This is a genomic window from Sphingomonas sp. URHD0057, from assembly GCF_000620665.1.
Taxonomy (GTDB): domain Bacteria; phylum Pseudomonadota; class Alphaproteobacteria; order Sphingomonadales; family Sphingomonadaceae; genus Sphingomicrobium.
Genome location: NZ_KK211162.1, coordinates 686,903 through 704,286, shown reverse-complemented (window position 1 = coordinate 704,286; position 17,384 = coordinate 686,903). Strand labels below are relative to the sequence as shown.

Below are 17,384 nucleotides of genomic sequence, written 5' to 3'. Positions count from 1 at the left end.
AGCTAGTCCGCGCGGCGGACATATTCCCTGTTGTAGACATCGACCACGATCCGCGTTCCGGCCGCAATGTGCGGCGGTACCATGACCCGGACGCCGTTATCGAGCTTGGCCGGCTTGTAGCTGGATGACGCGGTCTGACCCTTCACCACCGCATCGGCCTCGACGATCGTGCCTTCGACCTGATCGGGCAACTGAACCGAGATCGGCCGCTCGTTGTAGAGCTCCATCACCACGTCCATGCCGTCCTGGAGGAAGGCCGCCGGCTCGCCGATCAAATCCTCGGGCAGTGACACCTGCTCGTAGGTATCCTTGTCCATGAACACGAGCATGTCGCCGTCATGATAGAGGTACTGGTAGTCCTTGGTGTCGAGGCGGACGCGCTCGACGGTCTCGGCGGAGCGGAAGCGGACGTTGGTCTTGCGGCCGTCGATGAGGTTCTTCATCTCGACCTGCATGTAGGCGCCGCCCTTGCCCGGCTGGGTGTGCTGGATCTTCACGGCGCGCCAAATGCCGCCTTCATATTCGATGATGTTGCCGGGACGAATGTCCACGCCGCTGATCTTCATGGGATCGCTTACCTGCTAGACTGATTGAAAGAGCCTCGCAGCCCTAGCCGTTGGCCTTTTTCCCGGCAAGCAGGGGATAGGGATTGATCGGCGTGCCGTTCCACCACCGCTCGCCGGGAGCCATCTGGTTGATCGCGAAATGGAGGTGCGGGCCGGCCGCGCTGGCATCGCCGGTGTGACCGACGCGGGCGATCACCTGGCCGCGTTTGACCTGCTGCCCTTCGCTGAGCCCGGGCGCGTAGGCCGAGAGATGCGCGTAATAATAGGTCCACTTCCGGTCGGGCGAGCGTTCGTAGATGGTCAATCCGCCGCGAACGCTATTGAACAGCTTCTCGATGGTGCCGTCGGCGGCGGCGATCACCGGCGTCCCTTCCGCGGCCATGATGTCGATCGCGTCGTGCCTCCGACCTTGGCCCCTAGCCTGGTCGTACGTGTCGACGAGCTGATCCGTCCTGATGCCAACTACCGGCAACGCGAGCCCCGCGGGGCCGACCACGACCTGCTGCGCCACCACGACAGGCGCTTCCTGGTCCGGCTGCACGGTGACGATATTCCCGCTGCGTGCGACCGCGGGCGTTCCCTGCGGCACGAAATTATAGAACCAAATCCAGAAGGCGCTCGTCACTACGGCGGTGAGCAGCGCGGTTCCGATCAGCCGCAGCATCAGGCGACGAACACCGCAGTGAAGCCGGGCTTCATCATCCGCGACAAGCGCATCACATCCCAGTTCGTCAACCGCAGGCAGCCGTGGCTTTCGGTGTGCTGGATGGTCTGCGGCTCGTTGGTGCCGTGAATGCCGTAATGCTTCTTGGTGAGATCGAGCCAAGCGACGCCGACCGGCCCGTTCGGTCCCGGCGGCAGCTTCTGCTCGGCCTTGTCGTCGGCGACATCCCAGAATAGGTCCGGCTGATAGTTGAACGGCGGCAGGAAGGAATAGGTCGTCGCCTTCCACGTGCCCAACGGCAGCGGGTCGTGGCCCGAGCCCGTCGTCACGGGAAATTGCGCGATCAGCCGGCCGGCCGGCTTGTCGCCTTGATAGACCTTGAGCGTGCCGTCGCTCTTGTCGACCACCACATAATCGCCCTTGGGCTGATCGCCGCCGACGTTGAGCATGGCCATGAGCTGCACCTGCTTGTCATTGATAGCGCCGCCATAGTTGCGCGAAGCCGGCACGACGTTGGGCAGGCGCAGCGTCTGTCCCGGCCCGATCAGCTTGTCCGGACCATTGAGCGCGACAACCGTTTGCGGCGTGGTGTGGTAACGCTCGGCGACCTTCTCCAGCATGTTGCGATAGCCCATGAACTTGAGCTTCGCCTGGGCTTCAGGCTTCTTCGGAAACGGGTAGACGAACGGCCCGCCAACGTCGTCGCCGGTGAGCTTTACGTAGATCGTCGACACGCGGTTCTGCCGAAGCAGCGCGCTTCGCGTCGGGCCGTCGAGCTTGCCCGAGGCCTGAAGTCCGTTGGCTTCCTGGAAGCCGCGCACGGCCTGTGTGAAGGACGTTCCCTTCTTCCCGTCGATCACGCCCGCTGAAAAGCCCGCGGCGTCGAGCAGCACCTGGGCGTGGAACAGCTCGCCGTCGATCTGCGATCCCGGCGTTCCCGGCGCGACCCAGCCGCTGATCCGCGAAGGCGGCGGATTTTCGTGGCCTGGCACTGCCCAGGCACTCGCGGCGACGGCCGCCCCGATCAGGCCGGCCGAAAACATCAAGGCACGCAACGCAACTCTCCTCGTGAATGAAGGTTCGGCGTTGCAACGATGGAGCGTTCAACTGTTTCCAATGGCCGCGTCCACGTCGGCTGCTCGGGCTGGGTCTATCGCCACTGGAAGGGGAGTTTTTATCCCGAAGGCCTGCCGCAGAAGCGCTGGTTCGAGCGTTATGCGAGCGAGTTCGACACGGTTGAGATCAACGCCAGCTTCTACCGACTCCCGCTCGCCTCCACATTCGACAAATGGCACGACCAGGCACCACCGGGGTTCCGCTACGCGGTCAAGGCGAACCGCTTCATCACCCACATGAAGAAGCTCAAGGACTGTGAGGAAGCGCTCGACACGTTCGTAGATCTCGCGCAGCGCTTGAAGTCCTATCTCGGCCCGATCCTCTATCAGTTGCCGCCGAGCCTTCACAAAGACCTTCCGCGGCTCGAACCCTTTCTGAACCTCCTTCCAACCTCGGTCGAGCACGTCTTCGAGTTCCGCCACAACAGCTGGTACCACGAGGATGTTCTCGCCCTGCTCGACCGTCATGGGGCGGGCTTCGTCACTCATGACCTCGTCGGGTTGAAGACCCCTCGCTGGGCGAGCGGCCGGACTGCCTATGTCCGCCTCCACGGCACCGGCGGCAAATATCGCGGGCGTTATTCCGACGGCCAGCTGCACGAATGGGCCGAATGGCTCCTCGCCCAACGCGACGAAGGCCGCTCCGTCTGGGCCTATTTCAACAACGACATCGGCGGCGACGCGATCGAAGACGCGCGCACGTTGAAAGGGATGGTCGCGGACGGAGAAGGCGCTTAACCCTCGCTCCTTCTGAAGAGGGGGCCGTTCTCGTGAAATCAAACTATCTCGCGTTCGCCGTGGCGACGACCGCCATCTGCGCTTCTCCCACTGCCGCTCGGCCGATCGCCGTCAGTGACATCAACAACATTCGCGACGTCTCAGCGCCCGCGATCGACCCGAGCGGGACCTGGGTCGCCTACCAAGTCGGCTCGGTCGATGTAAAAGCCGACAAGGCCTTCACGCATCTCTGGATGACCTCGTGGGACGGCGCACGGACGCTGCAGCTGACCAGTCGCGAAAAGGAAAGCGAAAGCACGCCCCGCTGGAGCCCCGACGGGCGCTATCTCGGGTTCATTTCCTCGCGCACGGACAAGCACGACAACGACCAGCTGTGGCTGCTCGACCGCACCGGCGGCGAAGCGCGCCCGCTGACGAAGGTGGACGGCAGCGTAGTGGATTATGCCTGGTCGCCCAACGGCCGACAAATCGCACTAATCGTCCTCGATCCCGATCCTGAGCAATCGTCGGACGACGCCAAGGACGACGACAAGCCACCCAAGCCGATCGTCATCGACCGCTTCCAGTTCAAGCGCGACATCGAAGGCTATCTCTCGAACCGTCGCCAGCGGCTGATGTTGCTCGATGTCGCGAGCGGCCAGGCGCGCCGCCTCGTCACCGGCGACTTCGACGATTACCTCCCCGCTTTCTCGCCCGACGGCAGCCAGATCGCCTTCGTCAGCAATCGCGATAAGGACCCGGACCGCACCTACAACACCGATCTGTGGGTCGTACCGACGAATGGCGCGGCGCAGGCCCCGACCCGGCTCACCATCTTTGCCGGCGACGACAACGATCCCGATTATTCGAGCTACCCGGCCTGGAGTCCGGACGGCCGTAGCATCGCTTACATCCAGGGCGGTCCGGTCGAGCTTTTCTCTTACGGCACCCGGCATCTCGCCGTGGTGCCCGCCTCGGGCGGGGAGCCACGCGTCGTTACCGCCTCGCTCGACCGCAATGTCGGCAACCCGATCTGGTCGGCCGACGGCAAGTCGCTGCGGATCATCGTCGAGGACGACAAGGCCCAGTATCTCGCGAGCGTGCCGGCATCAGGCGGCGCCGTCCGTCGGCTCACCACCGGCAAGACGGTTGTCTGGGCGCAAGCCGAGGCGAAGGGTCATGCAGTCGCTCTCGCCGAGGACTTCGCGCGTCCGCCCGAAGTGTTCGCGCTCGACGGCACAAACCTCCGCCGCATCTCCCGCCAGAACGATGCCTGGTTGGCCGACGTCCAACTCGCCCCGGTCGAGGACACGGTGCTGCACAGCAAGGACGGCACCGAGGTCCATGGCTTTCTCGTCCGCCCGCTGACCGGCGCCAACGGCCGCGTCCCAACGGTCCTCCGCCTTCACGGCGGACCGCAGTCACAGTTTGACTACGGGTTCACCTTCGAATGGCAGTTGCTTGCCGCCAACGGCTACGCCGTCGTCGCTGCAAATCCGCGCGGCGGCACCGGGTTTGGGCAGGATTATGCCAAGGCCCTCTACGCCGACTGGGGCGGAGTTGCCGTGCCTGACGTGCTTGCCGCCGTCGATGACGCGGTCGCCCGCGGGATTGCCGATCCCAATCGGCTCGGCGTCGGCGGCTGGAGCTACGGCGGGATGCTGACCAACTACACCATCGCATCCGACCCGCGCTTCAAGGCCGCGACCAGCGGCGCCAGCATCTCCAATATCCTCGCCGGCTACGGCACCGACCAATATATCCGCGACTATGAGGTGGAGCTGGGCAAGCCGTGGGAGCATCTCGATGTGTGGATGAAGAACTCCTACCCCTTCTATCACGTCGACAAGATCGTCACCCCGACGCTGTTCCAGGTCGGCGACAAGGATTTCAACGTGCCGCTGCTCAACAGCGAGCAGATGTACCAGGCGCTGAAGAGCCGCGGCGTGCCGACCGAGCTGGTGATCTACCCGGGCCAATATCACGGGCTGAAACGGCCGAGCTTCCTCCGCGACCGCTATCAGCGCTACCTCGACTGGTACGCCAAGTATCTCAAATAATCAGAGTGCGAGTACCGGGCCGAATGCAGCGGCGGCGGCGCCCGGATCGTCGGTGCCCCACACCGCCTGGCATACGGCAATGAAGTCGGCCCCGGCCTCGACCAGCGGCCGCGCATTGTCCGGCGTGATTCCACCGATCGCCACGCAGGGGATTTCGAACACGGTCGACCACCAGCTCAGGATCGAAGGCTGCGGACGGTAATGCGACGGCTTGGTCGTGGTCGGATGGAAGGCCCCGAATGCGACATAATCGGCGCCATCCTCGCCCGCCTGCATCGCGAGGTGGCGGCTGTCGTGGCAGGTCCGTCCGATCTGCGCGTCCGCCCCGAGCAGCGCCCGCGCCTCGCGGATGTCCCCGTCCGACTGGCCGAGGTGCACTCCGTCAGCGCCAAGACGCTTCGCTAGCGCCATGCTGTCGTTGACGATGAAGGCCACGCCGGCCTCGGCGCAAATCCGCTGTAGCGGCTCTGCCAGCCGCGCCAGCTCATGCTCGCCGACGTCCTTGACGCGGAGCTGGAACGCCGTCGCGACGCCCGGCTCCAGTGCCGCTTTGAGCCGGTCCGGGAACGCTCCACCGACCTCCTGCGGGCTGATCAGATAGAGTCGCGACGGCTCGGTCCGCTCGGGCGGCGGAAAGTCGATCGGGTCGAAGTCGTCCTCGTCCATCGCGATCGCTCACTAGCGTGTTTGCACGGGGAGGCTAGTCGCCCCTATCGGGGGCCGATGCGAGACAAACGCAGCCCAGCCAGCCACGACCCCGCGCTGCTGCGCCGCCTCCTGCGCGCAAAGGACCGGATGGACGCCGCCAGCGATGAAGAATGGACGGTCTCCTGTCTCGCGCGCGTCAGCGGCGTTTCCGAGGCCCATTTCGCGCGGTCGTTTAAGGACGCGTTCGGAATCCCGCCGCACCGCTACTTGCTCACTCGTCGAATCGAGCGGGCCAAGGCGCTGCTCCGCGACACTGAGCGGTCCATCACCGAGATCGCGTTCGACACAGGCTGGAACAGCCTGGGGACGTTCGGACGCATCTTCCGCGACATCACGGGCGAGAGCCCGAGTGAGCTTCGGGCCCGCGAAAAAGCCGTCCCGCACCGCCTCGCGGACGTGCCTCACTGCTTCGTTAGCGCGGCCCACCGGCCCAACCTTACAATCGCAGTTTCGGAGAAGCGACGGCAGGAATCAGACAATAATGCGCTTAGGCCCAACCAAGAGGAGATTCCATGAGTCAGGGTGTCGGAGTGGCCGGTCTTTACGTCCGCGATCAGGACGAGGCCCTAGATTTCTATGTCGAGAAGCTCGGCTTTCGCGTCCACACCGACGCGCGGAACGGCAACTATCGCTGGCTGACGGTGCAGCATCCGGACCAGCCGAGCGTGCAGCTCGGATTATTCAAGCCTCAGCCGCCGACCGTCGACGAAGCGACCGCGCAGACGCTGAGCGAAATCGTCGCCAAGGGTGCCATGCCGCCGCTCATCCTCGTGGTCGACGATTGCCGCGAGGCGTACGAGCGGTTTCGCGCACGCGGCGTGGAATTCACCCAGGAGCCGACCGAACGCTTCGGCAATGTCGACGCGAACTTCCGCGACCCGTCGGGGAACGGGTGGAAGATGATCGAGGCACGGTAAGATGTGGGCGCGGTTCTACTCGACAAAGCCAGATGATTCTCGTCCTCAGTCAAAGGAGCCTCAACTGAAGTGGAGCAGCTGGTTCCGGCAGGTGCACCGCTGGTTGGCAATTCTATTCACGCTGACCGTAATCGCAAATTTCATCGCCATGGCGCTTGGCCAGCCTCCCGCTTGGATCACTTACTCGCCGTTGCCGCCCCTGTTCCTGCTGATGTTCACGGGCCTCTACATGTTCGGTTTGCCCTACGCGGCGGCGTGGCGCGAGAAACGACAGCCATCGTAGATTAGGCGAGCACCTTCTCGGTCGACGCCTGGTAGATCTCGTCGATTGCCGCGCCGAGGGTGCGGTCGAACTCCTCGTCACTCTGCTGAGCGCGGAGGTCCGACAGCAACGCGCGGCTGAAGCTTGCGATCATCCCGGGGTTCCTGGCCAGCTCGCGGCAGGCATCCTCGCGGCTGAACCCTCCGGACAGCGCAACCACTCGCAGCACCTTCGGATGACTGACCAGCGGGGCGAACGAGTTTGGCTCGGCCGGAATTGAGAGCTTCAGCATGACCCGTTGACCATCGGGAATCTCATCGAGCTCTTCGAGCAATGCCGCGAGCAACAGCCGGTCGCATTCGGCTCGCTCCGGGCTTTTGATGTTCACTTCGGGCTCGATGATCGGGACCAGGCCGTGCTCCAGGACCTGCTGAGCGACCTGGAACTGTTGCGCGACGAGGACCGCGATTCCACCCTCGTTCGCCAGATTGATGACCGACCGTTCCTTGGTCCCGAACACCCCGAGCTGCCGCGCGCGCTCGAGCAGGCCGCTGAGCCCTGGCATCGGCTTCATCATCTGGACGCCATTCTCTTCGTCCTCGAGCCCCTTGTCGATCTTGATGAAGGGCACGATTCCGCGGTCGATCAACGCCTGCGGGGTCGGCTTGCCGTCGACCGTGCCGTCCATCGTCCGCTCGAACAGGATCGCGCCGATCACCTTGCCGCTGGCGAAGCAGGGGGAAGTGATCACCCGCGAGCGCATCTGGTGGATGAGGTCGAACATCTCGGCGTCAGTCGACCGGGCGCCTTCTTCGATGCCATAACCCTGCAGCGCCTTGGGCGTGGACCCGCCCGACTGGTCGAGCGCGGCGATGAAGCCGTCGCCCTGCTCGATCTTGGCCGTCATCTCAGACTGGTTCATTCGTCACCCCGCAAGGATTGAAAGATCGGACCAATCGATCCGCTGATTGGGCACAATCGTGCCATAGAGATTCTTGTCTTCGATCGGACCAGGCTCGCCGCCGAGCCTCATGTAGAGCGAGCGGGCCCGCTGGTTCGAAGCGACCACGTGCAGGTACCCGGTCGGAACACCGTTGCGCAACAGCTGAGCGGCTGTTTCGCGCAGCATTGCCCGGCCCAGGCCCTGCGACTGCGCGGAAAACTGCACATGAAGGTTGTCGATGTAGCCGCCGCCTTGTTCCTCGACCCAGGTGGCCGCGAAACCGAGGATTTCACCGTCGTCCGCTTGCGCGACCAGCACCACGTCGCGATCCCCGATCTCCTGCGTCTGCCACCGATCGGCCATGATACTGCTGAGCGTTCCGTCGAGAAGATCATCGGGCAACACATCGCGATAGGTGTCCTGCCAGCTCGCAGTATGGATCGCCGCAATGGCATCCCGGTCACTGTCCCGCGCCGGCCGGATCATTGGCGTTCCAGGGCGGCGACGCCAGGAAGCGTGCGGCCTTCCATCCATTCCAGAAACGCTCCGCCGGCGGTCGAGACAAAGGTGAAGTCGCCGGCGACCCCAGCGAGATTAAGCGCGGCCACCGTATCTCCGCCGCCCGCGACCGAAACGAGCGAGCCTTCCTTGGTCAGCGCCGCGGCCGTCTTGGCCAGCGCGACGGTAGCTTCATCGAACGGCGGCGTCTCGAACGCTCCCAGCGGACCGTTCCACACTAGGGTGCGGCAAGTCTTCAAGACGTCCGCGAGGGCCTCGACCGCGGCCGGGCCGATGTCGAGGATCATCTCGTCCGCCGCGACCTCGTGCACGTTGCAGGTGCGCAGGCTCGGCGGGTTCGCTGCGAATTCCTTGGCCACCACGACATCATAGGGCAGGTGGATGGTGCATCCGGCTTCCTCGGCCCGATCGAAGATCGCGTTCGCCTCGCCGGTCAGCTCATGCTCGCACAGGGACTTGCCGACATTCACCCCGCGCGCCGCGAGGAAGGTGTTGGCCATGCCGCCGCCGATGATCAGATGATCGACCTTACCGACGAGGTGGCCGAGCACCGCGAGCTTGGTCGAGACCTTGGCCCCGCCGACCACCGCCGCGACCGGACGTTCGGGATCGCCAAGCGCGCGCTCGAGCGCCTTCAGCTCCGCCTCCATCGCGCGGCCGGCATAGCTCGGAAGGTAGTGCGTAATGCCTTCGGTGGAGGCGTGCGCGCGGTGCGCGGTCGAGAAGCTGTCGTCGACGTAAAAATCGCCGAGCGCGGCCATCGCCCTGGCCAGCTCCGGATCGTTCTTCTCTTCGCCGAGGTGAAAGCGGGTGTTCTCGAGCACGCCGATATTGCCCGGCAGCATGGTCGTGATCGCCCTCGCCGCCTCCGCGCCCTGGCAATCCTCGATGAACCGCACCGAGCGTCCCGCCAGCCGGTGGATCGGAAGCACCAGCTGCGCGGTCGACATGTCGGGTCGGATTTCGCCCTTGGGCCGGCCGAAATGCGACAGCAGCAGGACGATCGCGCCGCGATCGCTCAGCTCCAGCACCGTCGGCAGCATGGCCCGCAGCCGCGTGTCGTCGGTAACCTTGGCCCCGTCCATCGGCACATTGAGGTCGACCCGGACGAGGACCTTCTTTCCGGTCAGCTCCTCCGGCAGGTCGTCGAGGGTCTTGAACCCGCTCACGTCACCCCAGGCGCGCCATCGCCGCCGCGGTGTCGACCATGCGATTCGAGAAGCCCCATTCATTGTCGTACCAGCTGACCACGCGGACCAGCTTGCCCTCGATCACCGCCGTTTCGAGGCTGTCGATGGTCGAGCTCGCGCTGGTGTGCTGAAGGTCGATCGAGACCAAAGGCTCATCGGTGTAATCGAGGATGCCCTTGAGGCGCTGCGTCTCAGACGCGGCCTTGAGGATCTGGTTGACCTCGTCGCGGCTGGTGTCGCGGCCCGGCGTGAAGGTCAGGTCGACCAGGCTGACGTCGGGCACGGGGACACGGATCGCCGAGCCGTCGAGCTTACCCTTCAATTCGGGAAGCACCTCGCCGACCGCGCGCGCGGCGCCGGTCGTCGTCGGAATGATTGACATGGCCGCTGCGCGTGCCCGGCGCAGGTCGGAATGGATCTGGTCGAGGATCTTCTGATCGTTGGTGTAGGCGTGGACGGTCGTCATCAGCCCGCGCTCGATGCCCAGCGCGTCGTTGAGAACCTTGGCGACCGGCGCCAGGCAGTTGGTGGTGCACGATGCGTTGGAGACGATGACGCTGTCGGCGGTCAGCTTGTCGTCGTTGACGCCATAGACCACGGTCAGGTCGGCGCCCTTTGCCGGAGCCGAGATCAGCACCCGCTTCGCTCCAGCCTCAATGTGCTTCTCGCCGCCGGCTCGGTCGGCGAAGAAGCCCGTGCACTCGAGCGCAATCTCGACGCCGTTCGCCTTGTGCGGCAACTTCGCCGGATCCCGCTCGGCGGTGACGTGAATCCGCTTGCCGTTGACGACGATGTCATTGCCATCGGTCGTGACATCGCCGGGAAACAGGCCGTGGACGCTGTCGCGCTTGAACAGCCACGCGTTCGACTTGGCGTCGGCGAGGTCGTTGACGCTGACCAGCTCCAGCCCGCAATCGGGGCGCTCGAGGATCGCGCGGGCGACCAGCCGTCCGATCCGGCCGAACCCGTTGATTGCCACTTTGGTCATGCAATTTCCCTTTGTTTCATATGATCGAGGACCCGGGCCGCGATCTTGTCGGGGGTGAGCCCGAAATAGTCGTAGGCGTCCTTCGCCGGCGCGCTGACCCCGAAGCGGTCGATGCCGACCTTGAGGCCGTGAAGCCCGGTGTAGCGCTCCCACCCGAAGGTCGTGCCCGCCTCGATCGAGACGCGGAGGATCTGTCGATTGCTGACATCGGGCAGGACATCCTCCCGATATTGCCAGGGCTGGGCGTCGAACCGCTCGGTGCAGGGCATGGACACCACGTCGGTGCCGATCCCCTGCGCTTCAAGGAGCTCGGCGGCATTGAGCGCGATTTCGACCTCCGAGCCGGTGGCGATGAGGATGACTCTGCGCTCCGCCTGCGCCACCTTCAGCCGGTAGGCGCCGCGCGCACAGAGGTTCTCGTCCGCGGCGGTGGTTCGCACCTGCGGCAGATTCTGCCGGGTCAAGGCGAGGATGGATGGCCCCTCGCTCGCCAGCGCCAGCGCCCAACACTCGGCCGTCTCGACCGCGTCGGCGGGTCGATAGACCTGGAGCTGCGGCATTGCGCGAAGGCTCTGGAGATGCTCGATCGGCTGGTGGGTCGGGCCGTCTTCGCCAAGGCCGATGCTGTCGTGGGTCATTACGTAGATGACCCGGGCCTTCTGCAGCGCGGAGAGACGGATCGCCGGGCGCGCGTAATCGGTGAAGACGAGGAACGTACCGCCATACGGAATCACGCCGCCGTGCAGCGCCATCCCGTTCATCGCCGCGGCCATGCCGAACTCGCGAATCCCGTAATAGATATAGCGGCCGCCGTAGTTCGTATCCGTAAGCGGCTCTAATCCCTTCGTCTTCGTGTTGTTGGACCCGGTGAGGTCGGCCGAGCCGCCGATCGTCGCCGGAAGCGCGGGGTTGATCGCCTCCAGCGCCATCTCCGAGGCCTTGCGCGTCGCCACGGTCACCGGATTGGCCAGCAGCCCGTCGACATAAGGCTTGAGCCAGCCCTCGTCGGCCTTGCCCGCGATCCGCGCCAGGAACTCGTCCTTCTTGCCGCTCGCCTCGAGCCGCTGCTGCCATTCGGCATGGGGTGCGGCGCCATTGCGCCCGGAGGCGCGCCAGCTGCCGAGGACATCGTCGGAGACCGCGAAGTCACGGTCTTCGAGCCCAAGCTCCTTGCGCGCCGCCTCGACCTCGTCCTTGCCGAGCGCGGCGCCGTGAGTCGCCGCCGTGCCCTGCTTGTGGGGCGCGCCATAGCCGATGATCGTGCGGCAGCGGATCAGGCTCGGCCGCTCGTCGGCGACCGCTTTCTCGATCGCCTTGCTGACCTTGCCGGCGTCGAGCCCGTCGCATTCCACTGTCTGCCACCCCGCCGCCTGGTGGCGCGCGACGACATCCTCGCTCCGCGACAGTTCGGTCGAGCCGTCGATGGTGATCTTGTTGTCGTCCCACAACACGATTAGCCGGCCGAGCTTCAAATGTCCCGCGAGCCCGACCGCCTCGTGATTGACGCCCTCCATAAGGTCGCCGTCGCCGGCGATGACGAAGGTGCGATGGTCGACCAGCTCGTCGCCGTAAACCGCGTTCAGATGCCGCTCGGCGATCGCCATGCCGACGGCCATCGCGACGCCCTGCCCGAGCGGCCCGGTCGTGACCTCGACCCCCGGCAGCTCGAAATTCTCGGGGTGGCCCGCGGTGGGCGAGCCGAGCTGGCGGAAATGCCTGATGTCGTCGAGCGTCGGCCGCTCATAGCCGGTCAGGTAGAGCAAGGCGTAGATCAGCATCGAGCCGTGACCGGCCGACAGGATGAACCGGTCGCGGTCGGGCCAGCGCGGATCGGCCGCGTCGAACTTCAAATGCTTGGTGAACAGCGCCGTCGCCGCGTCGGCCATGCCCATGGGCATGCCGGGATGGCCGCTATTGGCGGCCTCCACCGCATCCATCGCGAGGGCGCGGATCGCGTTGGCGAGGCGGCGTTGGGTCGGCTGCATGTGGCTCCGTCGGTCGGGATCGGTCCGGCCATGAACGAGGCCAGTGACGGGACGCCCATTAGCGACCTTATTCCCGGCGTCAAAGCTTGCCGGGACTCGCTGACTTGCGTAGCGGGAGAGTCATGGACGATGCGTCGCTTTCCACCGCTCTCGACCGCGCCGAACGGGCTCTCGAACGGGTCGAGCGCGCCCTCGCCGATCGCCCGGCCCCGGCCGCCGGCAAGGACGAGGAGTTGCGCGCCCGGGTCCGCGAAGCGGTCGCCGAGCTCGACCAGCTGATCCGCGAGGCCGCCGTCTAAGTGGCCGCCTATGTCGACCTTACCATCGCCGGGCGGGCCTACCAGGTCGCCTGCCGCGAGGGCGAAGAGGAGAATCTGCGCGCCGCCGGCCGCCTGGTCGACGGCAAGAGCCGCGAGGCGCTGGCCGGGCTCGGCACTTTGTCGGAAGCGCGCCAGTTCCTGTTCGCGGCGCTGTTGCTCGCGGACCAGATCGTAGAAAATCGGCCGGAAGCCGCTGAGCCTCCACCCCCCGTGGAACCGGACCCGGAGCTCCAGCGCCGCGCCGAAGCGCTTGCGTCGCGCCTCGAATCGCTCGCCGACGCCCTTGAGCGCGAGGGCTCGAACGCCTAGATTGGGGCGGACGGGTACTGCCCGGTACGAGCCTTGAACATCCCTGAGGCTTATTAATCCAAGGGGGCTGTCCCTGCCTGGACCCTGGTCCGGATCATATGGCTCCCACCTGACGTTTGTGGCGTCAGAGGATTTCCGGCACACGGCCATGGTGGTCCCGTCACTCCCTCCCGGCCCCGGCGGCCCGGCGCATGCGCGCGCCGAGCTGGACCCGTTGTCCAAGGATTCGCTTCGCCGCGCCGCGCTGGATGCGCGCAAAGCCTTCGTCCGCACTTTGTCCGACGCCGACCGCGCCCGGCTCGAGCAGCGCCTCGCCGAGCATCTGACGTCTGTGTTCGCGGGAGTCTCGGTGGTCGGCGGCTATTGCCCGATGGGCAGCGAGATCAGTCCCGTTTCCGCAATGGAGGAAGCCCGCGCAGTCGGCGCAATCGTCGGCTATCCCTGCTTCGCCAACCCGGCCAAGCCGTTCAAATTCCTCGCCGGCGACCCACTCGAGCCGGGCCCGTTCGGGATCATGCAACCGGCCAAGCGCCACCCGGTGGTCGAGCCCGACCTGGTTCTCGTGCCCCTGATCGCGATCGATGGACGAGGCACCCGTCTCGGCCGCGGCAAGGGGCATTACGACCGCGCACTGGTGCGGTTGCGCAAGATCGGAGCGAAGCTGATCGGCGTCGGCTGGCCCTTGCAGCGCCTCGCCGACACGATTCCCGCGGACGCCTGGGACATTCCGCTCGACGGCTTCGCTTCCCCCGACGGCGTGGAGTGGTTCGGGCAACAGCCGCTGCCCTTCTAGAGCCTCAGGCCGAAGCGCGACCCGATTGCGGCCAGGGTAAGATAAAGCGCAATGGTCAGTCCGCAGCCGACCCCGAGGCTGAGCCAGAAGGGTGTCCCGTGGCGCAGGAGCCATGGCACGAGCAGGAACATCGGCAGCGACGGCAGGACGAACCAGAACGTCGCCTCGACGTGCGCCGCCATATTGGCGACGTCCGGCTTGTCGCGCCACAACCAGATCATGCCTAGGAGCGATACCAGCGGGAGCGAGGCGATGAGAGCGCCGAGCCCGGGATATCGCTTGGCGACTTCGGAAACGACGGCGATGATGATCCCGGACAGGGCGGCCTTGATCGCGAGATAGAGCATTTTTCTCAGTCCTCGAACGAAGTCAGGATCGGGCACGGTCCGGCGCCACCCGAGCCGCATTCTTTGGCCAGGCGGCGGAGTGCGTCGCGCGCACGCTGAAGTTCCAAAATTCGCGCGTCCAGCGCTTTCACTCGCGCGTTGGCGAGCTCGCGGGCGCGGCTCCGATCCTCGCTCGCGTCGAGGTCGAGCAGCTCCTTGATCTCCTCGAGCGTGAAGCCCGCGGCCTGGGCCTGGCGAATGAAGCGCAGACGGCGGACGTCGTCGGAGCCGTAGCGGCGCATCCCGTCGCCGCGCGATGGCGTCTCGAGGAGGCCACGGCGCTGGTAGAAACGGATCGTCTCGACCCCCACGCCGCCCGCCGTAGCGAGCTTTCCAATGCTGAGTGATTGCGGCGCTTGACTCTGTACCATGGTACGGAAGCTATATGGCGATTCGCTCGCTTCGAGCAACTTGAAAAACGGAGAAAGATGATGACCGATCGTAAGGACAAAAAGGCGGAAATGAATTGCGGCTGCGCGACCGGCGCGGGCTGCCGCTGCAACCCGTGCACCTGTAAGAATTGCAGCTGCTGATCGTTCGCTATTGAGGGGCGCCCTCGGCTATTCCGGGGGCGCCAAGCTATTTGAGGACTGTCCGCTGAGACATCTTTCGCTTTTGCTCGGGGCCGGCGCGCTCCTGTCAGCCGCGTCGGCGACCGCGCAGCATCAGCATATGCCCGGAATGACCATGCCGATGCCGGAGAAGAAGGCGACCAAGCCCGCGGCGAAGAAGAAGGCGGTCGGCAAGACGAGCCCAACTAAGGCGGCGGCGAGGAAGCCGGCGAACAAGCCCGTGCAACAGCCAATGCCGATGGACCATTCCCAGATGGACCATGCTCAAATGGGACAAATGCCGATGGAAGGCATGCCCCCGGCTGGCCACGCCGGACAGGCGATGGCGATGACCGGCGCGCTCTGCTCCTATCCGATGACCCGTGAGAGCTCGGGCACGGCGTGGCAGCCGGACTCGTCCGAGCATGACGCACTCCACGTCGTGAGCGGCGACTGGACGTTGATGGCGCATGGCGTGTTCAACCTCGTCGCCGACCATCAGTCGGGGCGGGGCGGCGACGACAAGATTTTCGCCAGCGGGATGCTGATGGGCATGGCCCGGCGCCCGCTCGGCAATGGCACGCTGCAATTCAAGGCGATGCTCAGCCCCGACCCGCTCATGGGCCGTCGCGGCTATCCGTTGCTGCTCGCCAGCGGCGAGACGGCCAACGACACCACCCGGCTGATCGACCGCCAGCACCCGCACGATTTGTTCATGGAGCTGTCGGCCTCGGTGTCCCAGGCCATCGGCAGCAACAGCAGCGCCTTCCTTTATGCCGGCTTGCCTGGCGAACCGGCGTTCGGGCCGCCGGCGTTCATGCACCGCGAGGCGATCATGGATTCGCCGGAAGCGCCGATCACCCACCATTGGCTCGATTCGACCCACATCAGCTTCGGCATGGTGACTGGCGGCATCGTTGTCGACCGGGTGAAGCTCGAGGTCAGCCGCTTCAACGCGCGCGAGCCCGACCAGCGCCGCTGGAACATCGAGACGGGGCCGCTCGATTCGACCGCGGTCCGGGTTTCATGGAATCCGGCGCGGACGCTCGCGCTCCAGGGCAGCTGGGGGCAGTTCAGGGATCCGGAGCAGCTCGAACCCGGCATCGACCAGAAACGCTGGTCGGCAAGCGCACTATGGGCCGACGAGATCGCGCCCGGCTGGAAGATGGCAACAACGCTTGCCTGGGGCCGCAAGACCGTCGAGCATCATAACGACGATGCGTTAGCCGCTGAAGCGTCGATCAAGCACGGGCCGTGGACAATCTTCGGCCGCGGCGAAATGACCGAGAACCGCGAGCTCACCGACCTTGAGCATGGCCCAGCCTATCGTGTCGGCAAGGCGTCGCTGGGGGCCATCCGCGACTTCCGCATCGCCGATCACTGGTCGTTCGGCGCCGGCGGACTGGTCGCGGTCAATTTCGTGCCCGATGCGTTGGCGGCGGCCTATGGCGGGCACAACCCGATCGGAACGATGGGTTTCGTGCGCGTGAAGCTGCGCTAGCTCGGCAACTGAGGTGCGGCGTCAGCTGACCTTGGTGTGCGTCAGCTCGATTTCGAGTTCCTGCACAAGGTCGCCGACCGCTTCGCCATAAGGCTGGCGATCGACCAGGCGCCCATGTTCGACCAGTCGGCGCCAATGATCCGCGGTATCCTTGTGGACCCTCCGCCCCCGCCAGCGGCGAGCGCTTGCGACCGCCGCGATCAGGTTCGAGCGAATTGAGCCTTCAATTCGCATCGCCGCGGACCTCCATGGTCGGTCGCATCTGTCCTTTATCCATGGCTTTTCCTTCCGGCGCGACGGTCATCGTGATCATGGGAATAGGCTTCGGCCCGGGCGCTGAAATTGGCCTGGAGCCCGGCCAGCAAATCCGCGCGGGCGGCCCACGATTCGGCGCTTGGCTCGAGCGTGCCACGCATATGGCCGTTCGCCGCTTCGGCCGCCCGCGCCCGGTCGGCCTGCGCCAGTGCGCGACACCCGTCCGCGGTGTCCTCGGGTTTCTTCGCTACCATAACGGCGTGCTCGGCCGATGCCGTTCGCGGGCTACGCCATCCTCGTCGAGCAAGTGGCTCTTGAGCGCGCGCCGGATCCGCTCGGCGCCGTCGCTGCTCATGCACACCAGCCGAACGCCGCCGCGCGGCAAGCGTTCGATCGCGGATACTCCGACCTTCTCCTTGAGGCATCGGGCGACGACTTTGCCCTCGTCGAGGCTCAGATAGAGCGTGCGGCTCATGACTGGCCCTGCCGCTTGGCCACAGCCAAAGCGTCGCGCGGGCACAGTGCCGGTCGCTCGAAAGATTCCAGGTAACGGTAATTGAGGTCCACGCGGCACTCCCACATCGGTAAGCGGGAGCACATCAAGTCTCTCAGTCGCGCGGGCCTACGGTCGGATT

23 protein-coding genes are annotated in these 17,384 nt (G+C 65.5%); 9 read left to right on the top strand and 14 right to left on the bottom strand.

Translation table 11 applies throughout. The features are described from left to right. Positions 1–2: 2 nt before the first annotated feature. Genes efp through N539_RS0112420 form a run of 3 tightly spaced genes read right to left on the bottom strand, consistent with a single transcriptional unit; the run spans position 3 to position 2,285 of the window. Entirely contained in the window at positions 3–566 is a 564-nt protein-coding gene (gene efp, locus N539_RS0112430) for an elongation factor P (protein ID WP_028970519.1), read from the bottom strand. A gap of 43 nt (positions 567–609) precedes the next feature. Continuing rightward, the gene (locus tag N539_RS0112425; protein WP_037552774.1) at positions 610–1,230 is read right to left on the bottom strand and encodes a M23 family metallopeptidase; all 621 of its coding nucleotides are present in this window, start codon (positions 1,228–1,230) and stop codon (positions 610–612) included. Then, positions 1,230–2,285: a L,D-transpeptidase family protein gene (locus N539_RS0112420; RefSeq protein ID WP_028970517.1), complete on the bottom strand. Its 1,056-nt coding sequence runs from the start codon at positions 2,283–2,285 to the stop codon at positions 1,230–1,232. The genes N539_RS0112425 and N539_RS0112420 overlap by 1 nt, the downstream gene beginning before the upstream one ends. Before the next feature lie 39 nt (positions 2,286–2,324). Between N539_RS0112420 and N539_RS0112415 the strand changes: the two genes are divergently transcribed. Then, complete coding sequence (locus tag N539_RS0112415; RefSeq protein ID WP_028970516.1) at positions 2,325–3,083, top strand: DUF72 domain-containing protein; 759 nt, start codon at positions 2,325–2,327, stop codon at positions 3,081–3,083. Positions 3,084–3,115: 32 nt separating this feature from the next. Then, positions 3,116–5,122 (top strand): S9 family peptidase, encoded by a 2,007-nt coding sequence (locus N539_RS0112410; RefSeq protein WP_051531787.1) that lies wholly within the window; start codon positions 3,116–3,118, stop codon positions 5,120–5,122. Here N539_RS0112410 and thiE read toward each other — a convergent pair whose 3' ends face one another. Next, on the bottom strand, positions 5,123–5,788 hold the full coding sequence (gene thiE, locus N539_RS0112405) for a thiamine phosphate synthase (protein ID WP_028970514.1): 666 nt from the start codon (positions 5,786–5,788) through the stop codon (positions 5,123–5,125). Between the two features lie 57 nt (positions 5,789–5,845). On the opposite strand from thiE, the gene N539_RS0112400 reads away from it, so the two are divergent. The 3 genes from N539_RS0112400 (at position 5,846) to N539_RS0112390 (ending at position 7,030) form a co-directional block, all read left to right on the top strand. Beyond that, a complete protein-coding gene (locus tag N539_RS0112400) occupies positions 5,846–6,346 on the top strand; it encodes a helix-turn-helix transcriptional regulator (protein WP_028970513.1) in 501 nt (166 codons plus the stop codon). Continuing rightward, positions 6,343–6,747, top strand: coding sequence for a VOC family protein (locus N539_RS0112395; RefSeq protein ID WP_028970512.1), 405 nt, complete (start codon positions 6,343–6,345; stop codon positions 6,745–6,747). The genes N539_RS0112400 and N539_RS0112395 overlap by 4 nt, the downstream gene beginning before the upstream one ends. Positions 6,748–6,850: 103 nt before the next feature. Continuing rightward, positions 6,851–7,030, top strand: coding sequence for a hypothetical protein (locus N539_RS0112390; protein ID WP_231463056.1), 180 nt, complete (start codon positions 6,851–6,853; stop codon positions 7,028–7,030). Between the two features lies 1 nt (position 7,031). Here N539_RS0112390 and N539_RS0112385 read toward each other — a convergent pair whose 3' ends face one another. Genes N539_RS0112385 through tkt form a run of 5 tightly spaced genes read right to left on the bottom strand, consistent with a single transcriptional unit; the run spans position 7,032 to position 12,634 of the window. Further along, entirely contained in the window at positions 7,032–7,931 is a 900-nt protein-coding gene (locus tag N539_RS0112385) for a fructose bisphosphate aldolase (RefSeq protein ID WP_028970510.1), read from the bottom strand. A gap of 3 nt (positions 7,932–7,934) precedes the next feature. Further along, on the bottom strand, positions 7,935–8,438 hold the full coding sequence (locus tag N539_RS17950) for a GNAT family N-acetyltransferase (protein ID WP_051531786.1): 504 nt from the start codon (positions 8,436–8,438) through the stop codon (positions 7,935–7,937). Continuing rightward, complete coding sequence (locus tag N539_RS0112375) at positions 8,435–9,640, bottom strand: phosphoglycerate kinase (RefSeq protein WP_028970509.1); 1,206 nt, start codon at positions 9,638–9,640, stop codon at positions 8,435–8,437. Before N539_RS0112375 ends, N539_RS17950 begins: the two co-directional genes overlap by 4 nt. Before the next feature lies 1 nt (position 9,641). Then, positions 9,642–10,649 carry a type I glyceraldehyde-3-phosphate dehydrogenase gene (gene gap / locus N539_RS0112370; protein ID WP_028970508.1) on the bottom strand — a complete coding sequence of 336 codons (1,008 nt, stop codon included), beginning with the start codon at positions 10,647–10,649 and terminating at the stop codon, positions 9,642–9,644. After that, positions 10,646–12,634 (bottom strand): transketolase, encoded by a 1,989-nt coding sequence (tkt, locus tag N539_RS0112365; RefSeq protein WP_028970507.1) that lies wholly within the window; start codon positions 12,632–12,634, stop codon positions 10,646–10,648. Before tkt ends, gap begins: the two co-directional genes overlap by 4 nt. A gap of 122 nt (positions 12,635–12,756) precedes the next feature. Here tkt and N539_RS18635 point away from each other — a divergent pair, with 122 nt between their 5' ends. The 3 genes from N539_RS18635 (at position 12,757) to N539_RS17945 (ending at position 14,056) form a co-directional block, all read left to right on the top strand. Continuing rightward, the gene (locus N539_RS18635; protein WP_156029930.1) at positions 12,757–12,933 is read left to right on the top strand and encodes a hypothetical protein; all 177 of its coding nucleotides are present in this window, start codon (positions 12,757–12,759) and stop codon (positions 12,931–12,933) included. Further along, on the top strand, positions 12,934–13,263 hold the full coding sequence (locus N539_RS0112355) for a cell division protein ZapA (RefSeq protein WP_028970506.1): 330 nt from the start codon (positions 12,934–12,936) through the stop codon (positions 13,261–13,263). Positions 13,264–13,411: 148 nt separating this feature from the next. Next, positions 13,412–14,056, top strand: coding sequence for a 5-formyltetrahydrofolate cyclo-ligase (locus N539_RS17945; protein ID WP_051531785.1), 645 nt, complete (start codon positions 13,412–13,414; stop codon positions 14,054–14,056). On the opposite strand, the gene N539_RS0112345 is transcribed toward N539_RS17945, so the two are convergent. Next, positions 14,053–14,403, bottom strand: a complete 351-nt coding sequence (locus N539_RS0112345) for a DUF3147 family protein (protein WP_028970505.1) — start codon at positions 14,401–14,403, stop codon at positions 14,053–14,055. The two genes, N539_RS17945 and N539_RS0112345, sit on opposite strands and share 4 nt — an antisense overlap. 5 nt (positions 14,404–14,408) lie before the next feature. Continuing rightward, positions 14,409–14,813: a MerR family transcriptional regulator gene (locus N539_RS0112340; RefSeq protein ID WP_028970504.1), complete on the bottom strand. Its 405-nt coding sequence runs from the start codon at positions 14,811–14,813 to the stop codon at positions 14,409–14,411. A 244-nt stretch (positions 14,814–15,057) separates the two neighbouring features. Between N539_RS0112340 and N539_RS16995 the strand changes: the two genes are divergently transcribed. Further along, positions 15,058–16,494: a hypothetical protein gene (locus N539_RS16995; protein ID WP_051531784.1), complete on the top strand. Its 1,437-nt coding sequence runs from the start codon at positions 15,058–15,060 to the stop codon at positions 16,492–16,494. 21 nt (positions 16,495–16,515) lie between these two features. Here N539_RS16995 and N539_RS0112330 read toward each other — a convergent pair whose 3' ends face one another. The 3 genes from N539_RS0112330 to N539_RS0112320 are packed head-to-tail and all read right to left on the bottom strand — an operon-like array spanning position 16,516 to position 17,224. After that, positions 16,516–16,728 (bottom strand): hypothetical protein, encoded by a 213-nt coding sequence (locus tag N539_RS0112330; protein WP_028970503.1) that lies wholly within the window; start codon positions 16,726–16,728, stop codon positions 16,516–16,518. Positions 16,729–16,763: 35 nt separating this feature from the next. Next, positions 16,764–17,003, bottom strand: coding sequence for a hypothetical protein (locus tag N539_RS0112325; protein ID WP_028970502.1), 240 nt, complete (start codon positions 17,001–17,003; stop codon positions 16,764–16,766). Further along, positions 16,997–17,224 (bottom strand): hypothetical protein, encoded by a 228-nt coding sequence (locus N539_RS0112320; protein WP_028970501.1) that lies wholly within the window; start codon positions 17,222–17,224, stop codon positions 16,997–16,999. The genes N539_RS0112325 and N539_RS0112320 overlap by 7 nt, the downstream gene beginning before the upstream one ends. Positions 17,225–17,384: the final 160 nt, after the last annotated feature.

Excerpts from the sequence above, each read along its gene's own strand:
- efp (WP_028970519.1), bottom strand. The coding sequence starts at position 566 with ATGAAGATCAGCGGCGTGGACATTCGTCCCGGCAACATCATCGAATAT.
- N539_RS0112425 (WP_037552774.1), bottom strand. The coding sequence starts at position 1,230 with ATGCTGCGGCTGATCGGAACCGCGCTGCTCACCGCCGTAGTGACGAGC.
- N539_RS0112415 (WP_028970516.1), top strand. The coding sequence starts at position 2,325 with ATGGAGCGTTCAACTGTTTCCAATGGCCGCGTCCACGTCGGCTGCTCG.
- thiE (WP_028970514.1), bottom strand. The coding sequence starts at position 5,788 with ATGGACGAGGACGACTTCGACCCGATCGACTTTCCGCCGCCCGAGCGG.
- N539_RS0112400 (WP_028970513.1), top strand. The coding sequence starts at position 5,846 with ATGCGAGACAAACGCAGCCCAGCCAGCCACGACCCCGCGCTGCTGCGC.
- N539_RS0112395 (WP_028970512.1), top strand. The coding sequence starts at position 6,343 with ATGAGTCAGGGTGTCGGAGTGGCCGGTCTTTACGTCCGCGATCAGGAC.
- N539_RS0112385 (WP_028970510.1), bottom strand. The coding sequence starts at position 7,931 with ATGAACCAGTCTGAGATGACGGCCAAGATCGAGCAGGGCGACGGCTTC.
- N539_RS17950 (WP_051531786.1), bottom strand. The coding sequence starts at position 8,438 with ATGATCCGGCCGGCGCGGGACAGTGACCGGGATGCCATTGCGGCGATC.
- gap (WP_028970508.1), bottom strand. The coding sequence starts at position 10,649 with ATGACCAAAGTGGCAATCAACGGGTTCGGCCGGATCGGACGGCTGGTC.
- tkt (WP_028970507.1), bottom strand. The coding sequence starts at position 12,634 with ATGCAGCCGACCCAACGCCGCCTCGCCAACGCGATCCGCGCCCTCGCG.
- N539_RS18635 (WP_156029930.1), top strand. The coding sequence starts at position 12,757 with ATGGACGATGCGTCGCTTTCCACCGCTCTCGACCGCGCCGAACGGGCT.
- N539_RS17945 (WP_051531785.1), top strand. The coding sequence starts at position 13,412 with ATGGTGGTCCCGTCACTCCCTCCCGGCCCCGGCGGCCCGGCGCATGCG.
- N539_RS0112345 (WP_028970505.1), bottom strand. The coding sequence starts at position 14,403 with ATGCTCTATCTCGCGATCAAGGCCGCCCTGTCCGGGATCATCATCGCC.
- N539_RS0112340 (WP_028970504.1), bottom strand. The coding sequence starts at position 14,813 with ATGGTACAGAGTCAAGCGCCGCAATCACTCAGCATTGGAAAGCTCGCT.
- N539_RS0112330 (WP_028970503.1), bottom strand. The coding sequence starts at position 16,728 with ATGCGAATTGAAGGCTCAATTCGCTCGAACCTGATCGCGGCGGTCGCA.
- N539_RS0112325 (WP_028970502.1), bottom strand. The coding sequence starts at position 17,003 with ATGGTAGCGAAGAAACCCGAGGACACCGCGGACGGGTGTCGCGCACTG.
- N539_RS0112320 (WP_028970501.1), bottom strand. The coding sequence starts at position 17,224 with ATGAGCCGCACGCTCTATCTGAGCCTCGACGAGGGCAAAGTCGTCGCC.